Here is a 25100-nt window from a genome sequence, read left to right as displayed (position 1 = left end):
GCACGCGGGCGGTCCGCCCGTCACCAGGCCCGGGGGTGACTCATTGGCCACGGCATTGGCTACCAGTTCTGCGCCCACCACCACCTCGACCGGCTCCCCGACCTTGATCGGCTCGGTGCAGCGGGCGCTGAGACTCATGGAGGCCGTGGCCTCCCACACCGACGGAGCCCCCGCCAAGCAGCTCGCGCGTGAGGCGGGCCTGCCCCTTCCCACCGCCTACCACCTGCTGCGGACCCTCGCGCACGAGGGCTATCTGCGGCGTGAGAAGGGCGTCTTCGTCTTCGGTGAGGCCGCGGTGCGGCTGGCGCTGGGCGGCGCGATGCAGAATCGTCGCACCAAGATCGAGGAATCGCTGGCGCACTGGCGCGATTCCATCGGCGTACCGGTGTATTTCGCCCTCTATCGGGAGGAGGAGATCGAACTCGTCGCCGTGGCCGACACTCCGTACGCTCCCGCGGTCGACGAATGGGCCGACTTCCGGGAGACCGGTCATGCGCACGCTCTCGGGCAGTGCCTGCTCGGCCAGCTCGACGAACGCACCCGCAAGGACCACCTCGACCGGCATCCGGTGGACCGGATCACGCCGTACACGGTGCGCGACCGGGGAAGTCTGCTGGAACGGCTCGGTGCGATGGGGCAGATGCAGCCCGTGATCGAGCGGCAGGAATATGCCCTGGGAACGGTCTGTGCTGCTATTCCCGTCACCGTGGGATCCACGGCCGGCGCCATGGCCATCTCCCTTCCGCTCCACCAGGAGGACCGTTTGATCCCGGCGGTCGAACAACTACGCAGTGGCGTGGGCAGCCTCCTCAGTTCATTCGCCTTCTCTATCAGTATCTGAAAAATTACTCCTTGTGATCTACTGGTCACTTACAGCACGATGGCGGGTGGGCTCGGGGGTCCATTCCCGGCCGTTCTCACGAGGTGCTTCATCCACTGCGGGGTTAACACGATGCGCGAGTCGGTTCAGGCAGAGGTCCTGATGAGCTTCCTGGTCTCCGAGGACCTCTCCTTCCGGATCCCGGTGGAGCTCACCTACGAGACGAGAGACCCCTATGCGGTGCGAATGACGTTCCACCTGCCCGGTGACGCCCCCGTGACCTGGGCGTTCGGCCGGGAGTTGCTGCTGGACGGGATCAACGGCCCCAGCGGCGACGGCGATGTGCACATCGCCCCGACCGACCCCGAGGGACTGTCCGACGTCCACATCCGGCTCCAGGTCGGCGTCGACCGGGCCCTGTTCCGGGCCGGCGTCGCGCCCCTGGTGGCCTTCCTCGACCGCACCGACAAGCTGGTGCCGCTGGGGCAGGAGCGTACCCTCGGCGACTTCGAGGACAGCCTGGAAGCCGCCCTGGGCCGCATCCTCGCCGAGGAGGCCGCCGGCTGACCGTCGCCCGGGGCTGACCGTCCCCCGCGAGCCGACCGACCACCGCCGGCTGTCCGTCCCCCGCGAGCCGACCGAGCGCCGCCGGCTGTCCGCTCACCGTGGTCGTGCCCGCCGCTACTTCGCCCGCCGCCGGCGCCCCCTGCTGCGCACCGCTCCGACGGCCACACCGGTCACGGTGCCGCCGGGCCGGTCGGCCGAGACGACGAGCGCGGCCAGCGCCGTCGTCACCGGCACCGAGGCCACCAGGCCGATCGAGCCGATGAGCGTCCGGACGATCTCCTCCGCCACCAGCTCGCTGGTCGCCACCATGCCCACCCCGGACTGCGCGATCGAGAACAGCAGGAGCAGCGGCAACGCGGCGCCCGCATAGGCCAGTACGAGCGTGTTGACCACCGAGGCGATATGGTCGCGGCCGATCCGGATGCCCGCCTTGTAGAGGCCGCGCGGCCCCATCGCCGGGTCCGCCTGGTGCAGCTCCCAGACCGCCGAGGTCTGGGTCACCGTGACGTCGTCGAGCACGCCGAGCGAGCCGATGATGACCCCCGCCAGCAGCAGGCCGGACATGTCGATGCTCGGGTACAGACCGTGGATCAGGCCGGTGTTGTCGTCGGTGTTGCCGGTCAGGGACGCCCAGCCGATGAACACCGAGCCGAGCAGCCCGATCAGCAGCAGCGAGATCAGCGTCCCGAGGACCGCGACCGACGTGCGGGCGTTCAGACCATGGCAGAGGTACAGCGCCATCAGCATGATCGCGCTGGCCCCGACCACGGCCACGATCAGCGGATTCGAGCCCTGCAGGATCGCCGGGAGGATGAACAGGGTCAGCACGGCGAAACTCAGGACCAGGGCGATCAGCGCCATCACCCCGCGCAACCGTCCGACCAGTACGACCACGAGGGCGAAGATCCCGGCGAGCAGCATCATCGGGAAGTCCCGGTCCACATCGCTCACCGAGTACTGGAGATCGGGCGGCGCGTCGGGCGCGTACGCCACCACCACGCCCTGGCCCTGCGCGAGCTGGCGGGAGGCGTCGGGCTGGACGATCTCGACGAACGTACGGCCCTTGTCCTTTCCGGACGTGATCTCCACGGTCGCCTTCTTGCACGTCCCCTGCCGGGAGTTGACCGCCTCGCGTCCCTCAGGGGTCGAGGTGTCCCCCGTCGGCGGCACCTGACCGGCGTTCACCTCGGAGCAGTCGACCTCCTGCACCCGGACCACCCGGGCCTGTTCGGTCTGCCGGTCGAAACCGACACCCGTGCGTTCGTGCTCCGGTGCACCGCCCGGCCAGAGGGCGACGAGGCCGACCACCACCGCGGCCGCGAACGGGATGAGCACCGCGGCGATGACCCGCCTCAGATGCCGTGAGACGGGGGCGGCCGGCCCGTGGGCATGAGCGTGGGCATGGGCATGGCTGTGGCCGCCGGAGTGCGGCGGACCGCCCGCGCGGGCGTCCGGTTCCGGCGTCTGCTGGGAGGAAGTCACACACAGATCATCGCAACAACGGATGGGGGCCCACTGTTCAGCACGCCCGAAGGGGCGCTAGCGTGGTGGCACCTTTGCACACGCGGGAGCTCGGAGCACCGGGCTGAGAGGGCGCTGACCCGCCGTACGACCGTACGGGACAGCTGCGCCGACCGCCGAACCTGTTACCGGGTAATGCCGGCGTAGGGAGTAGGTCTCATGACCACATCGGACACACGCACGCCTGCCTCCGGACCGTCCGGGGCGGGGAAGTCCACGGGCTGGCACAAGGGATACGTCGAGGGCTCACGCCCCGACATCCGGGTGCCGGTCCGCAGGGTGCACCTCACCAACGGCAAGGACGTGACGCTGTACGACACGTCCGGCCCGTACACCGATCCGCACGCCGAGACGGATGTGCGCCGCGGACTGCCGCCGCTGCGCGAGAACTGGATCATCGGACGGGCGGACACCGAGGAGTACGCCGGCCGTCCGGTGCGGCCCGAGGACGACGGGATCAGGCACACCTCCCCGCGCGGTGGCCTGCGCAACCTCGACGCGGTCTTCCCGGGCCGCCCGCGCCAGCCCCGCCGGGGACGCGGAGGGCAGGCGGTGACCCAGCTCGCCTACGCCCGGCGCGGCGAGATCACGCCGGAGATGGAGTTCGTGGCGATCAGGGAGAACGTCTCCCCCGAGGTCGTCCGCGAGGAGATCGCCGCGGGCCGGGCCGTCCTGCCCGCCAACGTGAACCACCCCGAGACCGAGCCGATGATCATCGGCAAGCGGTTCCTGGTGAAGGTCAACGCCAACATCGGCAACTCCGCGGTGACCTCATCGATCGAGGAGGAGGTGGAGAAGATGACCTGGGCGACCCGATGGGGTGCGGACACGGTCATGGACCTCTCCACCGGCCGCAACATCCACACCACGCGTGAGTGGGTGCTGCGCAACTCCCCCGTGCCGATCGGCACCGTTCCGCTCTACCAGGCACTCGAGAAGGTCGACGGCCGGGCCGAGGAGCTGACCTGGGAGATCTACAAGGACACCGTGATCGAGCAGGCGGAGCAGGGCGTCGACTACATGACGGTCCACGCCGGCGTGCTGCTCCGGTACGTGCCGCTCACCGCCCGCCGCAAGACCGGCATCGTCTCCCGCGGCGGATCGATCATGGCCGCCTGGTGCCTCGCGCACCACAAGGAGTCGTTCCTGTACGAGAACTTCGAGGAGCTCTGCGAGATCCTCGCCGCGTACGACGTCACCTACTCGCTCGGCGACGGACTGCGGCCGGGCTCCATCGCCGACGCCAACGACGAGGCGCAGTTCGCCGAGTTGAGGACGCTCGGGGAACTCAACTCGATCGCCAAGCGCCACAACGTGCAGACCATGATCGAGGGCCCGGGGCACGTCCCGATGCACAAGATCAAGGAGAACATCGACCTCCAGCAGGAGATCTGCGAGGAGGCCCCGTTCTACACGCTCGGCCCCCTGACGACCGATGTGGCGCCCGCCTACGACCACATCACCTCCGGCATCGGCGCCGCGATGATCGCCTGGTGGGGCACGGCCATGCTCTGCTACGTCACGCCCAAGGAGCACCTGGGCCTGCCGAACCGGGACGACGTCAAGACGGGCGTCATCACCTACAAGATCGCGGCACACGCCGCGGACCTCGCCAAGGGGCACCCGGGCGCGCAGGAGTGGGACGACGCGCTCTCGGACGCGCGCTTCGAGTTCCGTTGGGAGGACCAGTTCAACCTCGCCCTGGACCCCGACACGGCACGGGAGTTCCACGACGAGACGCTGCCGGCCGAGCCGGCGAAGACCGCGCACTTCTGCTCCATGTGCGGTCCGAAGTTCTGCTCCATGAAGATCAGCAGAAGCATCACGGAGCAGTTCGGCGGCGACGAGCCGGCGGCCTCGGACCAGGAGATCGCCGAGGGCATGCTCCAGAAGTCCAGGGAGTTCGCCGCCTCGGGCAGCCGGGTGTACCTCCCGCTGGCGGACTGAACCGGGTCACGGCACCGGCCGGCGACCCGGCCCCGGCGGACGCGCCGGGTGGGACGGGGATCCTCCGCCGGACAGCCCTTAGGGCCTGATCCGAACGGAAGGCCCTAGTCCGGCCGGTGCTCCGGCGGCCCGAAGTCGGGGCTGGTGAAGTCCGGGCTGGTGAACGTGGGGCGGGACCCGGTCGAGCCGCCGTCGCTCGGGCTCGAGAAGTCGGGTCCGCTGTAGCCGACCTTGGGGATGCGGCTCACCCGGCGGGGCGGGGCGGAGGAGGCGGGATCGGCGCTGGGGTCCGCCAGGGCGGCGCGCAGGAAGGGGAGGACCCCGCGTTCGAGGAGGGCATGCCGCCAGGCCTCCTTGGCGCGTGCCACCTCGTCGGGCAGCTCGCCGGTCGCGTCCTCGGCGGGCACCTGGGTCGCCTCGTTCCGGAGCGCGGTGACCAGCAGTCCGATCGCGGCGGCGAGGAGTCCGGCAGCCGTCAGCGCGCCGAAGAACCAGCCCGCCGTCAGCAGGGCTTCCGCGAAGGCGGTATCGAGGCTGACGGCCTTCAGGACGTAGCCGACGAACAGGAGGATGAGCGCGGCGGTGCCGGCGAGGATCGGTGCCAGGACGGCGAGCACGGCGGCGAATCCGGCACCCGTCTCCGAGGGGGTGCCGACCGCGGGACCGAGGACCTGGTCGCCCGCGGACGCTCCGGTCGATGTACGCGCCTCCTCGCGGGCCTTCACGTAGTGGTCGTACTCCGCCGCGGCGGCGCCCGTGATGAGCGCGGTCGCGTTCAGCGCCATCGTGCGCAGCTGTTCGGCGTTGAGCCGCGGGCCCACGCCGTCGAGACCCGGACGGTCGTGTGCTGTGCGCAGCGCGTCGTCGAGGACGCGTTCGTATTCGGCGCGGTCCTCGGCCAGCAGGTGCGGAGCGGTGTTCATCTGTGTCCCCCGATGCTCCGTAGGGCCGGTTTGCCCATGAGGATGGGGCGGTTGGGCGGAAACGGAGGAGAGCATGCCACGGATACGCCGATGGTAGAGCGGTTATGGCGCGGCGTGACAGGGGGTTTCCGGAAATCGGCCGCGAGGATGGCCTCAAGCCTGCAGTGGCAGTTGGGCGACCAGCAGCTTTCCGGCCATGGTCACTCCACCGTCCATGGCGACGGCGAGTCCGTCCGCGTACACGTGCGGGCCTTCCACCAGCGGCTCCGAGTTGCCGTCCCCGTCCACGTCCTCGGCTCCGACCTCGCCCAGCAGGTAGGGGATGGGGCTGTGGCCGTGGACCACCCGGCCGCCACCGTAGGTGGCGAGCAGTTCCCGCACGGCCTGGGGGCCGTTGTCGTCCCGGAAGGCGAAGCGCTTGGTGAACTTGCGGAAGAGGTCCCAGCACTCGTCCGCGTCGTTGCGGTTGATGATCTCGTGGACCTTGTCGTTGACGTCCTCGATCGTGGTGCCGTAGTCGAGGTAGGCGGTCGTGTCGGAGTGCATCAGCAGATGCCCGTCCTCCTCCACCACCGCGTCGAGCCGGGACATCCACTGCAGATGGACGTCCTGGAGGCGGTCCATGTCGCTCTTCTGGCCGCCGTTGAGGAGCCATGCCGCCTGGAAGGTGGCGGTGCCCGCGCCCGAGTTGACGGGCGTGTCCCCAAAACGCTTGGCGCCGATGAGCAGCAGTTCGTGATTGCCCATCAGGGCCTTGCAGTAGCCGCCGGCCGCCGCGGCCTCGGCCGAGAGCCGCATGACGAGGTCGATGACGCCGATGCCGTCCGGGCCGCGGTCGGTGAAGTCGCCCAGGAACCACAGCCGGGTGTTGCCCGCGGACCAGTGGCCTTCGGCGTCGACGAGCCCCTGGGCGGTGAGCGCGGCGACGAGTTCGTCCAGATAGCCGTGGACGTCCCCCACCACATAGAGCGGGCCGAGGCCCTCGGGGGCGGGCTGCCGGGCGGGGGCGACGGCCACCTGGACGGTGTCGCCGCGGTTGATCACCGGCAGGTCGCGCTCGGTGGGGGTGTAGCCCTCGGGTGGCTCGTCGTCCGGCACGCCGTCGCCGGGGTGGACCGCCGGCGCCTGCGGGACGGAGCCCTCGGCTCGGTCCGGGGCCGCCTGGTGGCCGCCGTCCGCCGTCTCGGCTGCCGGGTCCGCCCGGTCCGGTGCGTCCGGCCCGGAGGCGGGCACCGCTTGCGGGGCGGACTCTCCCGTCCGGGGGGGAATCGCCCGGGGGACTGAGTCCTCGGGGTGCGCGAGCGCGTACTCCTGGGCGGAGTTCTGCGACTGCACCGGAACCTGTGCGTACGGCGGGACACGGAAGTCGCGCAACGTCGCCGTACGCACCGTGGGTTCCTGACCGGCCCCCTGAGTCATCGACCCCTCCACCACCGTCGCGCCGCCCTCACCGCCGGACCGGCCTGGTCGGGGACGGTCCGCGGTGTCGTGCGCCCATCATAGGAATGCGGATCGTGCTCTGTGACGCACCAGGGGTGCTGAATCCGGGTACTCCACCGGTTCACCGGTCGTTTCGCCCTGATTGCGCTGGTCTAGTCCTGAGAGGGGGACCGTGGGGCGCTCACCGTCGTACGGGGAGAGCGCCGCTGTGACGACGTCCGGACGATGAGTTCGGTCGGTATCACCTGCTCGACCGGGCGGCCGCCGTCCACTCCCTCGATGGCGTCGATCAGCAGCTGGACCACGGCCGTGCCGATGCGACGCGGCTTGAGCGAGAGTGTGGTGATCGACGGGTCCGTGTTGGCGTACACGGTGGACTCGCTGCAGCAGACCAGCAGCAGATCGTCGGGAACGCGCAGTCCGTACCGGCGGGCCGCGGCCAGCAGGTCCGTGCCGTTGGGGTCGAAGAGCCCGTACACGGCGTCGGGCCGGTCCGGGCGCGCCAGCAGCCGGTCGGCGGCGACCGCGCCGGCGCACGGGTCGTGGGCGGGGTACGCCTCGTAGACCGGATCCTGGCCGACGCGTTCGCACCAGGCGAGATAGGCCGTGGTGGAGAGCCGGGTGTAGGTGTCCGTGGTGGTGCCGGTGAGCAGGCCGATCCGGCGTGCGCCGCCGGCCGCCAGATGGTCGAGCAGGTCGAGTACGGCGGCCTCGTGGTCGTTGTCGACCCAGGCGGTGACGGGGAGGGTGCCCGCGGGGCGGCCGTCGGAGACGACGGGCAGGCCCTGGCGGACGAGCTCCGTCACCACGGGGTCGTGGTCCGACGGGTCGATCACGACGGTTCCGTCGAGGGCGACATTGGACCAGACGTCGTGGCGTGAGGTGGCGGGGAGGATGACCAGCGCGTACCCGCGGGCGAGCGCGGCGGAGGTGGCGGCTCGCGCCATCTCCGCGAAGTACGCGAACTCCGTGAAGGTGAAGGGTTCGTCCCCGTACGTGGTGACCGTGAGGCCGATGAGGCCGGACTTGCCGGTACGGAGCGTGCGGGCCGCGGCCGAGGGGCGGTAGCCCAGCCGGTCGGCGACCTCGCGGACATGGCGGCGGGTGGCGTCCGGGAGCCGGCCCTTTCCGTTCAGTGCGTCCGAGACAGTCGTGATGGAGACACCGGCCGCGGCTGCTACGTCCCGGATGCCCGCCCGGCCTTGCCGGCTGCCCCGGCGTGATGTCTCCGTCCGGCTCACCTGGTGCTTCCCTGCTGCTGTCATGGCAGGCCGATAGTAGGGCGAGGCGGGCCGGTGGAGCGGGTCGCATATGCAGGTATTGACAGGCACGTTTCTGCATGGCCATTTGGGGTCAACTGCCATGGAAAGCAAGGCAGTTGACCTCCGTGGTGCTGGTCTCGGGGTTGTCGACCCGTGAGGACCTGCCAAATGGCCCAGGTATCGAAGCGGTCTCAACTCACTACTACGAGGGATGCGCGCCACGGAGTGAGCCACCGGCGCACGGTGATCCGGTGCGCGCCCCTCGATCGTCTCGCCACGGGCAGCCCGCCGTTCCCCCCTCCGTTCCCGCAGTGCCCGGTGTGCCCGGTGTGACCGGTGCGATTCCGGCTGCCTGCGATCCGCTCCCGGCCGCCTTCGGTCCGCCTGGGCGCCTCGCTCCGCTCCCGGCCCCCGGTCGCTCGCCCATTCGCAGGAGACAGGAATCCTCATAGGGTGAGCAGCATTGGTGAACCCGAATGCACGACGGTCGAGGAGGACCTGCGGTGAGCGAGACGAGCCCCAAGCTGCGCGCCGAGCTGGACGGCATCCCCACATACAAGCCGGGCAAGCCCGCCGCTGCCGGCGGGCCGGTCGCCTTCAAGCTGTCCTCCAACGAGAACCCCTATCCGCCGCTGCCCGGGGTGATGGAGACCGCCGTCGCCGCCGCGGGTGAGTTCAACCGGTACCCGGACATGGCCTGCACCGGGTTGATGAACGAACTCGCCGACCGCTTCGGGGTGCCGGTGTCGCACCTGGCGACGGGCACCGGCTCGGTGGGGGTCGCCCAGCAACTGCTGCAGATCACGTCGGGCCCCGGTGACGAGGTCGTCTACCCGTGGCGCTCCTTCGAGGCGTACCCGATCATCACCCGGATCAGCGGTGCGACCTCGGTTCCCGTGGCGCTGACCTCCGAGGACGTACACGACCTCGACGCGATGGCGGACGCCGTCACCGACCGCACCAGGCTGATCTTCGTCTGCAACCCGAACAACCCCACGGGCACGGTGGTGCACCGGGAGGAACTGGAGCGGTTCCTCGACCGGGTCCCCTCCGATGTGCTGGTGGTCCTGGACGAGGCGTACCGCGAGTTCATCCGGGACCCCGAGGTGCCGGACGGCCTGGAGATCTACCGCTCCCGCCCGAACGTCGCGGTGCTGCGCACCTTCTCCAAGGCCTACGGCCTGGCCGGGCTGCGGGTCGGCTTCGCCGTCGCCCACGAGCCCGTGGCGGCCGCGCTGCGCAAGACGGCCGTTCCGTTCGGCGTCAGCCAGGTCGCCCAGGACGCGGCGGTGGCGTCGCTGCGGGCGGAGGACGAACTGATCGGCAGGGTCGGCGCTCTGGTCGCGGAACGGACGCGGGTGTACGAGGGGCTGCGGAAGCAGGGCTGGACGGTGCCGCCGACCCAGGCGAACTTCGTCTGGCTGCGGCTGGGGGAGCGGTCGGCCGAGTTCGCGGCCGCCTGCGAGGCGGCCGGTGTGGTGGTGCGGCCGTTCCCGGGCGAGGGCGTGCGGGTCACCATCGGCGAGTCCGAGGCGAACGACATCTTCCTGCACGCGGCCGAGGCGTTCCGCAAGGGCATGTAGGGCGGGGGTAGTTCTTGTAGGGCGCATCGGAGCGGAGGCGGCGACCGTCCGTCCCGGACCCGGACCGGACACGGACACGGGGCGGGCGGTCGGCCCGCCGTGCCCTCCCCGCGGACGGGTCCGCGGGGCCGCACCGCGGACCGCGCGCGTGGGGAACCCGCGGTGCGGCCCGGGACGTCGCCCGGACCCGCCGGCGGGCGTTCACCGCCCGGGGCTGCGTGCTGGACCGTGGGGCAGGGGCAGGGGCAGGGGCAGGGGCAGGGGCAGGGGCAGGGGCAGGGGCAGGGGAGGGCGAGGGCGGCGCCCGCTGTCCGGAAGGCGACCGTGCCCGATTCCGGCCACCTGCCGGACGTCCGGCAGGGAGCCGGCTGACCCGATCCAAGGGGTCCCGGCACCGTGTCGGCGGGGGCGGTGAAGCCGCACCCCCCTCGCCCCGGATGTGCGCGGTACGGCGTCCGGAGGCCCGCCCCCGGACGCCGTACCGGTGAGGGTTCGGTCGAACGCCGAGGTGAGCCTCCCACGGGTCAAAGGATCCGGGTGCCGATGCCGTGGACGCCCCGGCATGCGGAAGCCTTCGGGAGGGCGAACACCCGGAGAAGAGGGCATGCCGACCGGTCGGTAACCCCCGGGGGTACCCCCGCTTGCATGTTCGGATTTCGTATGGCTCATAATTGCTTGTGAATGTGAACGCGTTCACAAGCGTGTCCGGAAGCTCGGTTATGTCGCGGTCTGGGAAGCCGCGCGGCCGTGACGCACACGACGAGAGCGCCGACGTGACCACGGCGATGTAAGGAGAGACGACGTGGACCTCGCCCTGGCGCCAGAGACACTGGCCCGCTGGCAGTTCGGCATCACCACCGTCTACCACTTCCTCTTCGTTCCTCTGACGATCTCCCTGGCGGCACTGACAGCGGGTCTGCAGACGGCGTGGGTGCGCACGGGCAAGGAGAAGTACCTCAGGGCGACCAAGTTCTGGGGGAAGCTCTTCCTGATCAACATCGCCATGGGTGTCGTCACCGGCATCGTGCAGGAGTTCCAGTTCGGCATGAACTGGTCGGACTACTCGCGCTTCGTCGGCGATGTCTTCGGGGCCCCGCTCGCCTTCGAGGCGCTGATCGCGTTCTTCTTCGAGTCCACCTTCATCGGGTTGTGGATCTTCGGCTGGGACAAGCTCCCCCAGAAGATCCACCTCGCCTGCATATGGATGGTCTCCATCGGCACGATCCTCTCCTCGTACTTCATCCTGGCGGCCAACTCCTGGATGCAGCACCCGGTGGGGTACCGGATCAACCCGGAGAACGGACGGGCGGAACTCACCGACTTCTGGCTCGTGCTGACCCAGAACACCACCCTCACCCAGGTCTTCCACACGCTCTCCGGCGCCTTCCTCACCGGCGGCGCCTTCATGGTCGGCATCGCCGCGTTCCACCTGCTGCGCAAGAAGCACGTCCAGGTCATGAAGAGCTCACTGCGGCTCGGCCTGGTGACGGTCGCCGTCGCGGGCCTGCTGACGGCGGTCAGCGGCGACCTGCTCGGCAAGGTCATGTTCAAGCAGCAGCCGATGAAGATGGCCGCGGCCGAGGCGCTCTGGGACGGCGAGAGCCCGGCGCCCTTCTCCGTCTTCGCCTACGGCGACGTGGACAAGGGCCACAACAAGGTCGCCATCGAGATCCCCGGGCTGCTGTCCTTCCTCGCGAACGACGACTTCACGTCCTATGTGCCCGGCATCAACGACACCAACAAGGCGGAGCAGGAGAAGTACGGCCCCGGCGACTACCGGCCCAACATCCCGGTCACCTACTGGGGCTTCCGCTGGATGATCGGCTTCGGTATGACGTCGTTCGCCGTCGGTCTGGCCGGGCTCTGGCTGACCCGGAAGAAGTTCCTGCTGCCGGCGGCGTCGAGGGCCGGTGAGGACGACGTGCCCCATGTGGTGCTGTTCCGTAAGCCGCTCGGGCCGAGGCTCACCCGGCTGTACTGGCTCGCCGCCCTCTGGACGCTCGGCTTCCCCCTGATCGCCAACTCCTGGGGCTGGATCTTCACGGAGATGGGGCGGCAGCCCTGGGTCGTCTACGGCGTGCTGCGCACCCGGGACGCCGTCTCCCCCGGCGTCTCCCAGGGCGAGGTGCTGACGTCGATGATCGTCTTCACGCTCGTCTACGCGATCCTCGCCGTCATCGAGGTCAAGCTGCTGGTCAAGTACGTCAAGGCCGGGCCGCCCGAGCTCACCGAAGCCGACCTCAATCCGCCCACCAAGATCGGCGGCGACGACCGTGACGCCGACCGGCCGATGGCCTTCTCGTACTGAGACCGAGGACTGGGATCTGAGGCATGGAACTCCACGACGTCTGGTTCGTACTCATCGCCGTCCTGTGGACCGGCTACTTCTTCCTGGAGGGCTTCGACTTCGGAGTCGGCGTCCTGACGAAGCTGCTCGCTCGCGACCGAGCCGAGAAGCGCGTCCTCATCAACACGATCGGCCCGGTCTGGGACGGCAACGAGGTGTGGCTGCTCTCGGCCGGCGGTGCGACGTTCGCCGCCTTCCCGGAGTGGTACGCCACGCTCTTCTCGGGCTTCTACCTGCCGCTGCTGCTCATCCTGGTATGCCTGATCCTGCGAGGAGTCGCGTTCGAGTACCGGGCCAAGCGCCCCGAGGAGCACTGGCAGCGCAACTGGGAGCAGGCCATCTTCTGGACCTCGCTCATCCCGGCGTTCCTGTGGGGCGTGGCCTTCGGAAACATCGTGCGCGGTGTGAAGATCGACCAGGAGATGGAGTACGTCGGCACCCTCGGGGACCTGCTGAACCCGTACGCGATCCTGGGCGGCCTGGTGACCCTGGCCCTCTTCACCTTCCACGGCACGGTGTTCACGGCGCTGAAGACCGTCGGGGACATCAGGGAGCGGGCCAGGAAGCTCGCCCGGAACCTCGGAGTGGTCACGGCCGTGCTGGCACTCGGCTTCCTGGGCTGGACGCAGGTGGAGAAGGGCGACGGCGCCAGCCTGGCCGCCGCGATCATCGCGGTGGTGGCGCTGGCCGCTGCGCTCGGGGCGAACCAGGCCGGGCGTGAGGGCTGGGCGTTCGCCCTGTCGGGCGTCACGATCGTGGCCGCGGTGGCGATGCTGTTCCTGACCCTCTTCCCGAACGTGATGCCGTCGTCGCTCAACGAGGCGTGGAGCCTGACGGTGACCAACGCGTCCTCGAGCCCCTACACCCTGAAGATCATGACCTGGTGCGCGGGGATCGCCACACCCATGGTGCTGCTGTACCAGGGCTGGACCTACTGGGTGTTCCGGAAGCGGATCGGTACACAGCACATCGCCGACCCGCACTGACGCCGGAGTTCCACCGGGACCACCCGGTCCCTCGACCAAGGGATGTTTCACGTGAAACCCGTCGACCCGCGGCTGCTGCGGTACGCCCGGGCCACCCGCCTCTTCCTGGCGGCCGTGGTGGCACTCGGCCTCGCCGGGGCGGCGCTGGTCGTCGCCCAGGCGATGCTCATCGCCGACGTGGTGGTCGGCGCCTTCCAGCGCGGGCTGGACACCGACGGGCTGTTGACGCCGCTGGTGCTGCTGGCCGCCGTCGCGGTCGGCCGCGGACTGGTGACCTGGCTCACCGAACTGGCCGCCCACCGGGCCAGTGCGGCGGTCAAGTCGGAGCTGCGGCAGCGCTTGCTGGAGCAGGCCGCGGGGCTGGGGCCGGGGTGGCTGAGCGGGCAGCGGAGCGGTTCGCTGGCCGCTCTCGCCACCCGGGGAGTGGACGCCCTCGACGACTACTTCGCCCGCTATCTGCCGCAGCTGGGGCTGGCGGTGGTCGTCCCGGTCGCGGTGCTGGCCCGGATCGTCACCGAGGACTGGGTCTCGGCGGCGGTCATCGTGGTCACCCTGCCGCTGATCCCGATCTTCATGGTGCTGATCGGCTGGGCCACGGAAGCCCGGATGAACCGTCAGTGGACCCTGCTGTCGCGGCTGTCCGGGCATTTCCTGGATGTGGTCGCGGGGCTGCCGACACTGAAGGTGTTCGGGCGGGCGAAGGCCCAGGCCGAGGCGATCCGGAAGATCACCTCGGAGTACCGCCGGGCGACGCTGAAGACCCTGAGGATCGCCTTCCTGTCCTCCTTCGCCCTGGAGCTGCTGTCGACGCTCTCCGTGGCGCTGGTGGCGGTCGGCATCGGCATGCGGCTCGTCCACGGCGACCTGGATCTCCACACCGGGCTCGTCGTGCTGATCCTCGCTCCCGAGGCCTATCTGCCGCTGCGGCAGGTCGGGGCGCAGTACCACGCCGCTGCGGAGGGACTGGCGGCGGCGGAGGAGATCTTCCGGGTGCTGGAGACCCCGGTCCGGGCCGCCGGCACGGCGCCGGTGCCCGCCGCCCGGGGGGTGCGGCTGGAACTCGACTCCGTGACGGTCCGGCACGAGGGACGGGCCGTACCCTCGCTGGACGCCGCGTCGCTGACGGTGGAGCACGGCGAGACCGTCGCACTGGTCGGTCCGAGCGGCGCCGGCAAGTCGACGCTGCTCGATGTGGTACTCGGCTTCGTGGCACCGGACGAGGGCACGGTCCGGGTGGGCGCCCCGGGTGCGGGGCTTGTGGACCTGGACTCCGTGGACCGGGCGGCCTGGCACCGGCAGATCGCCTGGGTGCCGCAGCGGCCGTACCTCTTCGCCGGGACGATCGCGGAGAACGTGCGGCTCGCACGCCGGGACGCGGATGACGCGGAGGTCCTGGCGGCGCTCCGGGAGGCCGGCGCCGAGGACTTCATCACAGCGCTGCCGCAAGGCGTGGACACGGTCCTCGGCGAGGACGGAGCCGGGCTGTCCGCGGGCCAGCGCCAGCGGATCGCGCTCGCCCGGGCCTTCCTCGCCGACCGGCCGCTGCTGCTGCTCGACGAGCCCACCGCGGCGCTGGACGGGGAGACCGAGGCGGGCATCGTGGACGCGGTGCGCAGGCTGGCACGCGGCAGGACGGTGCTGCTCGTCGTCCACCGGCCCGCACTGTTGTCCGTCGCCGACCGCGTGGTCGAACTGGGCTCGGCCCGGCAGGTTGCCGCAGGCGAGGAGACCCCGGGGCTCCTCGCCCCCTCCGTGATCCCCCGGCCCTCGCCTTCGCCCGACGGCGCCGTCCAGGCTCCCGGCGCCATCGCAGCCGTCGGGCCCTCGCACGGGCCGGCGTCCCCCGCGATCGATCCCGTGCACCGGACCGGCCGAGTGGCGTCCGGACGGGAAGGCGGCAGGGTGCTCGCACGGGTGCGCGGGGCGGCCGGGGGGCTCCGCGGTCGCCTGGTGACGGCGCTGCTGCTCGGGAGTCTGGCCATGGGGTCCGCCGTGGGACTCATGGCGGTGTCGGGATGGCTGATCTCCCGGGCGTCGGAGCAGCCGCCCGTGCTCCATCTGATGGTGGCCGTCACGGCGACGCGGGCGTTCGGGATCGGGCGGGCGGTCTTCCGCTACGCGGAGCGGCTCGTCTCGCATGACGCCGTGCTGAGGATGCTGGCCGAGCTGCGAGTCGGCGTGTACCGCCGGCTGGAGCGGATCGCGCCCGCCGGGCTGCGCCGCACCCGCCGGGGGGATCTGCTGTCCCGGCTCGTCGCGGACGTGGACGCCCTCCAGGACTACTGGCTGCGCTGGCTGCTGCCGGCCGGCGCGGCGCTCGTCGTCGGGGTCGCTTCCGTCGGGTTCACCGCGTGGCTGCTGCCCGCGGCCGGCGCCGTGCTGGCGGTGGGACTGCTCACGGCCGGGGTGGCCGTACCCGTGCTGAGCGGGGCGGTCGCACGGCGGTCCGAGCGGCGGCTCGCCCCGGCCCGCGGCGCGCTCGCCACCCAGGTCGTCGACCTGCTCAGGGGCACCGCCGAACTGACCGTCACCGGGGCACTCGCCCGCCGCACGGCGAGCGTGAGTGAGGCCGACCGCACCCTGACGCGGATCGCCGCGCGCGCCGCGTCCGCCACCGCCCTCGGCGGCGGGCTGTCGGCCGTGGTCTGCGGTCTCACCGTCGCCTTCGCGGCGTACACAGGGGTCGCCGCCGTCCACTCCGGCCGGATCGAAGGAGTCGCACTCGCCGTCGTCGTCCTCACACCGCTCGCCGCCTTCGAGGCCGTCCTGGGACTGCCGTCGGCGGTGCGGTACCGGCAGCGGGTGAGGCGCAGCGCCCAGCGGGTCTTCGAGGTGCTCGACACCCCGGCACCCGTGAGCGAACCCCCGCACCCCGCCCCCGCGCCGGCCTCCGCCTTCCCCCTGGAGGTCCGGGGGCTCACGGTCCGCCACGCCGGCGGGCGTGAGGACGCCCTGTCCGGCTTCGACCTGACGCTCACGGCCGGCCGGCGCGTCGCCGTCGTCGGCGCCTCGGGCTCCGGCAAGACCACGCTCGCGCAGGCACTGCTGCGCTTCCTGGACGCACGGGCCGGTACGTACACGATCGGCGGGACGGACGCGACCGCGCTCGACGGGGACACCGTCCGCCGCCGCGTCGGACTCTGCGCCCAGGACGCACATCTCTTCGACAGCTCGATCAGGGAGAACCTGCGGCTGGCCCGGGCCGGTGCCTCCGACGAGGAACTGCGCGCGGTTCTGGCCGCGGTCCGGCTGCTGGAGTGGGCCGACGGTCTCCCGCACGGGCTCGACACCCTCGTCGGTGAGCACGGGGCCCGGCTCTCCGGCGGGCAGCGCCAGCGTCTGGCCCTGGCCCGTGCCCTGCTCGCCGACTTCCCCGTGCTGCTGCTCGACGAGCCGGCCGAGCATCTGGATCTCGCCACGGCGGACGCGCTGACCGCGGATCTGCTGGCCGCGACCGAGGGCCGTACCACGGTTCTGATCACCCATCGGCTCCGGGGCCTCGACGCGGTCGACGAGGTGCTGGTGCTGGACGGGGGCCGCACCGTGCAGCGCGGGCCCTATGCGGAGCTCGCGGCGGCGGAGGGGCCGCTGCGCCGGATGCTGGAGCGGGAGCGCGCCGGTGATCTCCTCGGTGAGCGGCCCAGGGAGGCCGCCTTCCACGTCGCATAGGACCAGCCGCTCTCAGCAGCACCAGGTGCCCGGACACTCGGCTTCCGCGCGAGGCGGGTGGCCGGGCGGTCCGACGTCCCGTCAGGAGCGCTCGGCGGCACCGGCCGAGGAACGCCGGCGCGGTGGCCCCGGCACGTCGTGCGAGGCCGTCGGGGGACCGTGCGGACTGGGCCGGATGGCCGTACGAACCAGACTAAATGTGGCAAACCCCCCTTGGCTGATGTGACGATCCGGGCATGGGACACCGACAACGCGACTGCCACCGGCGGTTGTTCAGGCCACTGCTGTGCGCGCTGCTGGTCGCCTTCCCGCTGCTGCCCGCACCCGCCGCGTCCGCCAATGACGGCCCCGGCGTGAGCGTGCAGGTCGCCCAGCTCCTCGAGGAGGTGTCCAAGGCCACCGCCACGTACGAGCGGGGGCTGCAGGCGTCCGTCGCCGAGCGCGCCCGGGTCGACCAGTTGCAGTGGCAGCTCGCCGACAGACGGCGCGAGATGCGCAGGATGCACGACAAACTCGGCGCGGTGGCCAGGGCCCAGTACCGCAGCGGCGGGAACCTCGCGCCCACCCTCGAGCTGATGTTCGCCGCCGACCCCGACGAGCTGCTGCGCGGGCAACGGATGTACGCCAAGGCCACGGCGACGGTCAACCGGCTGCTGGAGGAGGCCCGGGAGGCCGAGCGCCTGACGTCCGTGGCGGAGGAGAAGGCCCGTGAGGCCTGGTACCGCCTCGACGCCCGTACGGCGGAGCTGGCGCGGATCAAACGGGGCATCGAGACCAAGCTCGACGCGGCACGATGGTCACTGCAGGCGCAGGCGGACCGCAGCGCGGCCTCCGGGCAGTGCTCCGGCGCGGTCCCGCTGCCGCAGACGGAGTTTCCCGAGGGCTCGGCCTGGGTGACGCCCGTGCAGCGCTACACGCTGTCGGCGGGCTTCGACAGTGCCGGGACCCGCTGGGCGAACCGTCACACCGGGCAGGACTTCGCCGTCGGGATCGGCAGCCCGGTGCGCTCGATCGGCGCCGGGCGGGTGGTGTCCGTCTCCTGCGGAGGCGGCTTCGGCATGCAGATCGTCGTCCAGCACAACGACGGCTGGTACTCCCAGTACGCGCACCTCGCCTCCGTCACGGTGGATCAGGGCGACCGGGTGCGCACCGGCCAGTGGCTCGGCCAGGCCGGCACCACGGGCAACTCGACCGGCCCCCATCTCCACTTCGAGGTGCGGCTCACCCCGGACTTCGGCTCGGCGGTGGATCCGGTGAGCTGGCTGCGGAACCGCGGGGTCTGGCTGTGACCGGACCGACGCCGGCCGGCCCACGGCATGTCCTCGGGGGCGTCGCGGCCCCATGACGGCGCCCTGCCGCCTGGGGCCTCGCCGAACGCGACCTGGCGCCCCCGGCCTCAGGACCGTGGACTCGAAGCCGTGGACTCAAAGCCGTGGACACAAAACCGCGGACACAAAACCGCGGACACAAAACCGTGGACTCAGGACCGCGGGCCGGCTGCGTGTGCGGCCAGAATCCGCTCGATGACGACCGCGACACCGTCGTCGTTGTTCGCCACGGTCCGGCCGGAGGCGGCGGCGACCACGTCGGGGTGGGCGTTGCCCATGGCGAACGAGGTGCCCGCCCAGGTGAGCATCTCCACATCGTTCGGCATGTCGCCGAAGGCCACGACCTCGTCCGACGAGATGCCGCGCTCCGCACAGCACAGCGCGAGCGTCGAGGCCTTGGACACCCCGGGACCGCTCACCTCCAGCAGCGCGGTCGGGCTGGAGCGGGTGATCGCGGCCAGTTCCCCGGCGACCGTGCGGGCCAGGGTGAGGAAGCCGTCCGGTGTCAGTTCCCCGTGCTGGGCGAGCAGCTTCAGCACCGGGGCCGCGGACCCCGGGCCGTCCTCGTGCAGCAGTTTCTCGGCGACGGCGACCGTGGCGCCGGGGTCGAGGTGGAAGGGCGGGTAGTTGGGTTCGTAGTGGATTCCCGTGGCGGTCTCCACCGCGAACGAGGTGCCCGGCGCCGCGTCGCGCAACCGCCGTACGACGTCCAGCGCGGTGTCCCGCTCCAGTGGGCGGACCTCCAGCAGTCTCCCGCCGGAATGCAGATCGACCACCGCCGCGCCGTTGGCGCAGATCGCCAGGCCGTGGCCGTGCACATGGTCGCTCACGACGTCCATCCAGCGCGCCGGGCGGCCCGTGACGAAGAAGACCTCGATCCCCGCATCCTCCGCGGCGGCGAGTGCGGCCACGGTGCGCCCCGAGACGGACTTGTCGTCGCGCAGCAGGGTGCCGTCGAGATCCGTGGCGATCAGCCGGACGGTCGGGGGCAGCGGCAGAGGATCGGTAGCTGGGGTCACCCGGGTATTCTCCCGTACCCCCCGCACGGCCGTGCAGGGGGTCGCACGTCTGAGTGGCCGGCCGTCTGCTCAGCGTGAGCGGGAAGCCCTCGGCCGGTGGGCATCAGCCCAGCCGGGACACCGCCTCGGTGGCGATCCGCTCGAAAACGGCCTGGTCGGCGGCGAAGACGGAGTCGTCGATGGGCCAGTGGACGACGATCTCGGTGAAGCCGAGCTCCGCGTACCGGCCCGCGAAGTCCACGAACGCCTCCAGGGAGTCCAGCGGGCGACCCCGCCGGGACGCGGGCAGAGCCGGGTTGAAGTCCGGGGTGAAACCGGTGAGCAGGATCCTGTCCAGCTCGGAGGGGTTCCGGCCGGCCTCGGCACAGGCCTTGTCGAGCCTGGTGAGCTGGCCGGCCACCGCCTCGGCCGACTGCTCGGAGGTGCCCGCCTCGAAGAGCTTCGGATCGCCCGTCGTCACCCATGCCTGCCCGTACCGGGCGGCGAGCGCCAGTCCGCGGGGTCCGGTGGCGGCGACGGCGAACGGGAGCCGGGGCCGCTGTGCGCAGCCGGGCAGGTTGCGCGCCTCCCGGGCCGAGTAGAAGCGGCCCTCGTGGGTCGCGTCCGCAGGCTCCCGCAGCAGCTTGTCGAGCAGGTGCACGAACTCGCCGAACCGGTCGGCGCGCTCCCGGGGCGTCCAGGCCTCCTCGTCACCCTTCAGCAGGGTCGTCGCGTCGAAGCCGTTGCCTCCGGCGCCGATGCCCAGCGTGACACGGCCCTCGGCGATGTCGTCGAGCGTGATCAGTTCCTTGGCGAGGGTGACCGGATGCCGGAAGTTGGGGGAGGTGACGAGCGTGCCCAGTCGCATACGCCGCGTCACCGTCGCCGCGGCCGTGAGTGTGGGGACGGCGCCGAACCAGGGCCCGTCGCGGAAAGACCGCCAGGAGAGGTGGTCGTACGTGTACGCGGCGTGAAAGCCGAGGTCCTCGGCCCGCCGCCAGATCTTCTGTCCTTCGGCCCACCGATGGATGGGGAGGATCACCGTGCTCAGACGCATGACCTCGACCATACGCGGGCTTTCCGTTACGACGGATATCACGGATATCACGGGTATCGCGGGTATGGCGGATATCACGGATACCGCGGGTACACCCGCGCGGTCCCCGCGGGGCGCGGCCGGGCTCCCGGCCGGCCGCTCAGCCGGGAATGCGCAGGAACGCCGGTGGGACGGCGTCCGTGAGCCAGACGCCGTTGGCGCTGATGTGGAAGACGTGGCCGGCGCGGTGCATGGCGGCGGCGTCGACGGAGAGGACCAGGGGCCGGCCCCGGCGGGCGCCGACCCGGGCCGCCGTCCCGCGGTCCGCGGACAGGTGCACATGGTGGCGGGCCATCGGGCGCAGTCCTTCGGCCCGGATCGCGTCCAGGTTCCGGGCGACCGTGCCGTGGTAGAGGTACGCGGGCGGCTCGGCGGCCGGCAGTTCCAGGTCCACCTGCACGGTGTGGCCCTGGTTCGCCCGGATCCGGGCACCGTCGATCATGAAGCGCTGCTTGTCGTTCGCCGCCACCACGTGGTCCAGTTCGTCCCGGGTGACGGGGAACCCGTTCGCGGCCGTGGCGCGGAGCAGCTCCCCGATCTCGACCCAGCCGTTCGCGTCCAGGGAGATCCCGATGCGCTCGGGCTGATGCCGCAGGTGTTTCGCGAGGTACTTCGACACCTTCACGGTGCGCTGTGCGTCCATGTCCTCAGCGTGCCTCCGGAGGACGGCGCATCGCCACGCGGTTTTCGTCCAGGTGACAGCTCTCGGGATGTTTGATCCACAGCCAACTCGGTTTATCCACAGGATAATTGACGAGTCTGTGGACAACTGCCGCGACATTCATACTTGTTGATCAACAATGCCGCTATCGCGTCGGCTTGCGGCCATCGCGTCCAACATCCTTTTGCGCACTTCCCGTTCGGCGGCCGCGGCGATGAACGCCGCGGCGCGCTCGGGCCCAACGAGGCTCTCCACGGCGCGAATCGTGGCGCGGGGAAGAGCCACCTGACACTCGTCGTCCTCATCGGTGGGCGGGACCTCCGCGCCGAGGTGGTATCGCAGGTGCCGCGTGGCGAACAGCCGCATGGCACGCGCCAGTTCCGCTTCGACCGTCTGCTGGGCCAGCGGGCGCAGCCGCCGCACCATCGACGCCGCCTCCGCCGCCTCCACGTCCGTCGGAGGCCGATGGCCGAGGTAGCGGGCGAAGACATGATGGGTGGTGAACTCCAGGAAACGCGAGGCGATATGCTCCACTTGCCCGCGAAGTTCCCTCAACTGCCGGGTGATGGCCGCCAACGGCACCCCGGCGGCGTACAACTCGGCCGCCACGGACAGTTCCTGGGGGCTCGGCACCAGGAACTCGTCGTCCCTGCCGGGTACTCGCTCCAGCACCCCGAGCTCGACGGCCTCGGCGATCGCCCCCTCGTCGGGCTTCCCCCCGAAGGCCGCCTCCAGTTCGGCCCGGCTGATCCGGCCGGACTTCTCGTCCGTCCAGGGCCCGTGGACCTCCGCGACGAGCCCCAGCACCCCGCCCAGACCGCGCCCCGCGTCCCAGGCCTCCAGGAGTTCCTTGATCGACGCAAGGGTGTACCCGCGGTCGAGGAGGTCCGCGATCTGGCGCAGCCGGGCGAGATGGGAGTCCCCGTACACGTTCGACCTGCCGCGCCGCTCCGGTCTGGGCAGCAGTCCGCGGTCCTGGTAGGCGCGGATCGTGCGGACCGTCGCCCCGCTGCGATGGGCGAGGTCCTCGATCCGGTACTCCACCGTATGCGTCCCGGACACGACCACTCCTCAATGCTCCACGACGGACCGCACCGGCCGGCTCCGTCTCCTCGCGGGAGTACCGGCCGGAAGCACCGGCCGGGTCCGTCCCGCTGGGAGTCCCGGCCGGGAGCCACCGCCCGGCCCGGGGCCGACGCGGTGCGATCGCATCATGACCGCTCACAGCCGAGGTTCCAACCGGGCTATCGCCCGCAGCGCCCCGGGCATGAACCGGGACAGCAACCGGGCACCCCGGGCCTCCGGGGTGACCGGCACCACCGCCCGGTCGTCCAGGACGGCGCGGAGGATCGCCTGGGCGACCTTCTCCGGAGGGTAGTTGCGCATCGCGTACAGCTTGGAGGCCCTCAGGCGGCGGCGCTTCTCCTCCTCCTCGGACACTCCGGCGAAGCGGGCCGTGGCGGTGATGTTCGTGTTCACGATGCCGGGGCAGACCGCCGAGACGCCGATACCCCGCCCGGCCAGCTCCGCGCGCAGGCACTCGCTCAGCATCAGGACCGCGGCCTTCGAGGTCGCGTACGCGGGCAGGGTCCTGGACGGCTGGTACGCGGCCGCCGAGGCCGTGTTGACGATATGGCCGCCCTGGCCGCGCTCGGCCATCTGTCTGCCGAAGAGCCGGCAGCCGTGGACGACGCCCCACAGGTTGACGTCGAGCACCCTGCGCCAGTCGTCGGTGGTGGTGTCCAGGAACGGGCCGGAGAGGCCGATCCCCGCGTTGTTCACGAGCACGTCCACGACGCCGTACTCGCCCGCGACCTTCTCGGCGAGCTTCTCCATCGCCGCCTCGTCGGCGACGTCGACCGTCTCCGCCCATGCCCCGGGAGCTCCGATCAGCCGGGCCATCTCGGCCGTCCTGGCGGCGCCTTCGCCGTCCCGGTCCACCGCGACCACCCGTGCGCCGGCCTCGGCGAAGGCGAAGGCCGTCGCCCGTCCGATGCCGGAGGCCGCTCCCGTCACCAGCACCAACTGCCCGCCGAACCGCTCGGCGTACGGCCCCGGAGCCCCGGACGGGGACGCGGGCCGGTGGCCGCCGGAGGGGCTCACCTGCTCGTGGGCGGTCAGGAACGAACCTATCCAGGCGGCCAGTTGGTCCGGTCGGGTACGGGGCAGCCAGTGCCTGGCGGGAAGTGTGCGGCGCACCAGGTGGGGGGCCCACGCGGCGAGATCGTCGTAGAGCCGCTCGGACAGGAAGGGGTCTCCGGTGGGAGTGATCAGCTGGACGGGTACGTGCGCGTAGGCGTCGGACCGGGGGTGGGCCAGACGGAAGCGGACGTTGTCCCGGTAGAGCCAGGCCCCGTGCGCGGCGTCCGACGGCAGCGACGCGGTCGGGTAGTCACCACCCGGCATCTTCTCCACCCGCTCCAACAGCCTGGGCCAGCGCCTGCCCAGCGGCCCGCGCCAGGCCAGTTCGGGCAGGGCCGGGGTGTGCAGCATGTACACGTACCAGGACCTGGCGCCCTGGCCGAGGAGCTGGGCCACCCGCCGCGGGGTGGGCCGGGCCGCCCGCTTCCTGATCCAGTGGCCCAGGTGGTCGAGCGACGGCCCGGACATGGAGGTGAACGAGGCGATCCGCCCCTCGGTCCGCCGTACCGTGACGAACTCCCAGGACTGCACCGAACCCCAGTCGTGGCCGACCAGGTGCACCGGCCGGTCCGGGCTTACCGCGTCCGCCACCGCCAGGAAGTCGTCCGTCAGCTTCTCCAGGGTGAAGCCCCCGCGCAGCGGCACCGGAGCCGTGGAGCGGCCGTGGCCCCGGACGTCGTACAGCACCACGTGGAACCGGGCCGCCAGCCGGGAGGCGACCTCGGACCACACCTCCTTGCTGTCCGGATAGCCGTGCACCAGCACGACGGTGGGCTGCCGCTCGTCACCGAGCTCCGCCACGCACAGCTCGACCCCGCCGGTGCGCACCCGGCGCTCGCGCGCTCCCTCCATCCCCGTGCCCATGCCGCCTGCCCCCGTGCCCCCGCCGCCGGTCCTCTTGCCCATGCCGCCTGCCCCCGTGCCCCCGCCGCCCGTTCCCGTGCTCATACCGCACCCTCCTCGGCCCAGCGCCGCACATGCGGCAACTCGTCGTCCAGCCAGAACGCGCTCTGCTCCGGGTCCTTCGAGTCCGTGACCACCAGGATCTCCTCGAACTTGGCGCCCGTCCCGCGGAAGCCGAGATGGGGCTCGACGGCCCACAGTCCCGGTTGTGGCGGATGGTCCGAGAGGCGGTACGGCGACCACAGGGGCGACCAGCCCTCGCGGTGGCCGTGCAGCGCGTCGCTCGCCAGGCCCCTCAGCGACCGGGTGCCGAATCCGAACAGCGTCGGGGACCAGCGCCGCTGCCGCACCCGGCCGACCTTGTGCGCGATGACGCCGAACGGGTACGCCCGGTGCCGGTTGGCGTACCCCTGGCGCACCAGGAGCCGGTCCACGTCCTGGTAGATCTCCCGCAGGGAGCGGCGCTCGCGCACCTCCCGCAGGACCAGCTCCCGGTGGGCCCGGAGGTCCGAGAGCAGCCGGTCGTGCAGGGGATGGGGCCCGAGGCAGCCCGAGTAGCCGACGTCGGCGGTGAAGCCGTGGTGGACCGGAGCCATGTCGAGGATGAAGGGCATGCCCGGCTCCAGCCTCCGGTCGGTCGGGAAGAACTGCAGCGGCGTCCGGAAGCCCGCGAACGCCGTGCGGTCGCCGAACCAGGCGAAGGGCAGATGGAACCAGTCCCGCACCCCCCGCCGGTACAGCCAGCGTCGCTGCATCCGCGCCGCCTCCCGCTCGGTCACCCCCGGTCTCAGCTGGGCCGCGACCGCCTCCGCGCATGCGTAGGCCAGGCGCTGCACCTCCCGGAACCCCCGCAGCTCCGCGGTTCGTGCGCTCATCAGTGCCGAGGTCATGACACCGTCCCGTCCGG

Annotated in this window: 18 protein-coding genes; 8 read left to right on the top strand and 10 right to left on the bottom strand. The window is 71.4% G+C overall.

Features of this window, described 5'->3' with window-relative positions:
- Positions 1-43 precede the first annotated feature (43 nt).
- Positions 44-841 (top strand): IclR family transcriptional regulator, encoded by a 798-nt coding sequence (locus tag DDW44_RS14850; RefSeq protein ID WP_279634807.1) that lies wholly within the window; start codon positions 44-46, stop codon positions 839-841.
- A gap of 111 nt (positions 842-952) precedes the next feature.
- Entirely contained in the window at positions 953-1387 is a 435-nt protein-coding gene (locus DDW44_RS14845; protein ID WP_017946295.1) for an SsgA family sporulation/cell division regulator, read from the top strand.
- A gap of 114 nt (positions 1388-1501) precedes the next feature.
- On the opposite strand, the gene DDW44_RS14840 is transcribed toward DDW44_RS14845, so the two are convergent.
- Positions 1502-2869, bottom strand: coding sequence for a YibE/F family protein (locus tag DDW44_RS14840; protein WP_108906741.1), 1368 nt, complete (start codon positions 2867-2869; stop codon positions 1502-1504).
- A gap of 198 nt (positions 2870-3067) precedes the next feature.
- Between DDW44_RS14840 and thiC the strand changes: the two genes are divergently transcribed.
- On the top strand, positions 3068-4855 hold the full coding sequence (thiC, locus tag DDW44_RS14835; RefSeq protein WP_108906740.1) for a phosphomethylpyrimidine synthase ThiC: 1788 nt from the start codon (positions 3068-3070) through the stop codon (positions 4853-4855).
- A gap of 104 nt (positions 4856-4959) precedes the next feature.
- Here thiC and DDW44_RS14830 read toward each other — a convergent pair whose 3' ends face one another.
- The 3 genes from DDW44_RS14830 to DDW44_RS14820 form a co-directional block, all read right to left on the bottom strand.
- Positions 4960-5778, bottom strand: coding sequence for a hypothetical protein (locus DDW44_RS14830; protein WP_108906739.1), 819 nt, complete (start codon positions 5776-5778; stop codon positions 4960-4962).
- Positions 5779-5931: 153 nt separating this feature from the next.
- Entirely contained in the window at positions 5932-7212 is a 1281-nt protein-coding gene (locus DDW44_RS14825; protein WP_244224041.1) for a metallophosphoesterase, read from the bottom strand.
- Positions 7213-7370: 158 nt separating this feature from the next.
- Complete coding sequence (locus tag DDW44_RS14820) at positions 7371-8483, bottom strand: LacI family DNA-binding transcriptional regulator (protein WP_037734088.1); 1113 nt, start codon at positions 8481-8483, stop codon at positions 7371-7373.
- Between the two features lie 500 nt (positions 8484-8983).
- Here DDW44_RS14820 and hisC point away from each other — a divergent pair, with 500 nt between their 5' ends.
- The 5 genes from hisC (at position 8984) to DDW44_RS14795 (ending at position 18354) form a co-directional block, all read left to right on the top strand.
- Positions 8984-10063, top strand: coding sequence for a histidinol-phosphate transaminase (hisC, locus tag DDW44_RS14815; protein WP_108906737.1), 1080 nt, complete (start codon positions 8984-8986; stop codon positions 10061-10063).
- An 802-nt stretch (positions 10064-10865) separates the two neighbouring features.
- Positions 10866-12371 carry a cytochrome ubiquinol oxidase subunit I gene (locus DDW44_RS14810; RefSeq protein WP_018892585.1) on the top strand — a complete coding sequence of 502 codons (1506 nt, stop codon included), beginning with the start codon at positions 10866-10868 and terminating at the stop codon, positions 12369-12371.
- Positions 12372-12394: 23 nt separating this feature from the next.
- Entirely contained in the window at positions 12395-13396 is a 1002-nt protein-coding gene (gene cydB, locus DDW44_RS14805) for a cytochrome d ubiquinol oxidase subunit II (protein ID WP_018892584.1), read from the top strand.
- Between the two features lie 51 nt (positions 13397-13447).
- A complete protein-coding gene (gene cydD, locus DDW44_RS14800) occupies positions 13448-17065 on the top strand; it encodes a thiol reductant ABC exporter subunit CydD (protein ID WP_108906736.1) in 3618 nt (1205 codons plus the stop codon).
- A 236-nt stretch (positions 17066-17301) separates the two neighbouring features.
- The gene (locus tag DDW44_RS14795) at positions 17302-18354 is read left to right on the top strand and encodes a M23 family metallopeptidase (protein WP_017946285.1); all 1053 of its coding nucleotides are present in this window, start codon (positions 17302-17304) and stop codon (positions 18352-18354) included.
- A 191-nt stretch (positions 18355-18545) separates the two neighbouring features.
- Here the strand turns inward: DDW44_RS14795 and DDW44_RS14790 are convergent, their stop codons facing one another.
- From DDW44_RS14790 to DDW44_RS14765, 6 genes are all read right to left on the bottom strand, one after another.
- Positions 18546-19412 (bottom strand): HAD family hydrolase, encoded by an 867-nt coding sequence (locus tag DDW44_RS14790; RefSeq protein WP_108906735.1) that lies wholly within the window; start codon positions 19410-19412, stop codon positions 18546-18548.
- A gap of 103 nt (positions 19413-19515) precedes the next feature.
- Positions 19516-20460 carry an LLM class flavin-dependent oxidoreductase gene (locus DDW44_RS14785; RefSeq protein WP_108906734.1) on the bottom strand — a complete coding sequence of 315 codons (945 nt, stop codon included), beginning with the start codon at positions 20458-20460 and terminating at the stop codon, positions 19516-19518.
- A 127-nt stretch (positions 20461-20587) separates the two neighbouring features.
- Positions 20588-21130, bottom strand: coding sequence for an RNA 2'-phosphotransferase (locus DDW44_RS14780; protein WP_108906733.1), 543 nt, complete (start codon positions 21128-21130; stop codon positions 20588-20590).
- A 138-nt stretch (positions 21131-21268) separates the two neighbouring features.
- Positions 21269-22210: a MerR family transcriptional regulator gene (locus tag DDW44_RS14775; RefSeq protein WP_108906732.1), complete on the bottom strand. Its 942-nt coding sequence runs from the start codon at positions 22208-22210 to the stop codon at positions 21269-21271.
- Positions 22211-22369: 159 nt separating this feature from the next.
- Entirely contained in the window at positions 22370-24196 is a 1827-nt protein-coding gene (locus tag DDW44_RS14770; RefSeq protein WP_108906731.1) for an SDR family oxidoreductase, read from the bottom strand.
- A gap of 38 nt (positions 24197-24234) precedes the next feature.
- Complete coding sequence (locus DDW44_RS14765) at positions 24235-25083, bottom strand: M24 family metallopeptidase (RefSeq protein WP_108906730.1); 849 nt, start codon at positions 25081-25083, stop codon at positions 24235-24237.
- Positions 25084-25100: the final 17 nt, after the last annotated feature.

Origin of the sequence: Streptomyces tirandamycinicus, from assembly GCF_003097515.1 — a bacterium.
Classification (GTDB): domain Bacteria; phylum Actinomycetota; class Actinomycetes; order Streptomycetales; family Streptomycetaceae; genus Streptomyces; species Streptomyces tirandamycinicus.
Note: the sequence above shows the minus strand (reverse complement) of the source record. Positions and strands in the feature narration are given on the sequence as shown.

Coding starts and splice junctions, on each gene's coding strand:
- DDW44_RS14780 (WP_108906733.1), bottom strand. CDS start 21,130: ATGGACGCACAGCGCACCGTGAAGGTGTCGAAGTACCTCGCGAAACAC.
- DDW44_RS14770 (WP_108906731.1), bottom strand. CDS start 24,196: ATGGGCAAGAGGACCGGCGGCGGGGGCACGGGGGCAGGCGGCATGGGC.
- DDW44_RS14785 (WP_108906734.1), bottom strand. CDS start 20,460: ATGGTCGAGGTCATGCGTCTGAGCACGGTGATCCTCCCCATCCATCGG.
- DDW44_RS14765 (WP_108906730.1), bottom strand. CDS start 25,083: ATGACCTCGGCACTGATGAGCGCACGAACCGCGGAGCTGCGGGGGTTC.
- DDW44_RS14820 (WP_037734088.1), bottom strand. CDS start 8,483: ATGACAGCAGCAGGGAAGCACCAGGTGAGCCGGACGGAGACATCACGC.
- thiC (WP_108906740.1), top strand. CDS start 3,068: ATGACCACATCGGACACACGCACGCCTGCCTCCGGACCGTCCGGGGCG.
- DDW44_RS14845 (WP_017946295.1), top strand. CDS start 953: ATGCGCGAGTCGGTTCAGGCAGAGGTCCTGATGAGCTTCCTGGTCTCC.
- cydB (WP_018892584.1), top strand. CDS start 12,395: ATGGAACTCCACGACGTCTGGTTCGTACTCATCGCCGTCCTGTGGACC.
- DDW44_RS14830 (WP_108906739.1), bottom strand. CDS start 5,778: ATGAACACCGCTCCGCACCTGCTGGCCGAGGACCGCGCCGAATACGAA.
- DDW44_RS14795 (WP_017946285.1), top strand. CDS start 17,302: ATGGGACACCGACAACGCGACTGCCACCGGCGGTTGTTCAGGCCACTG.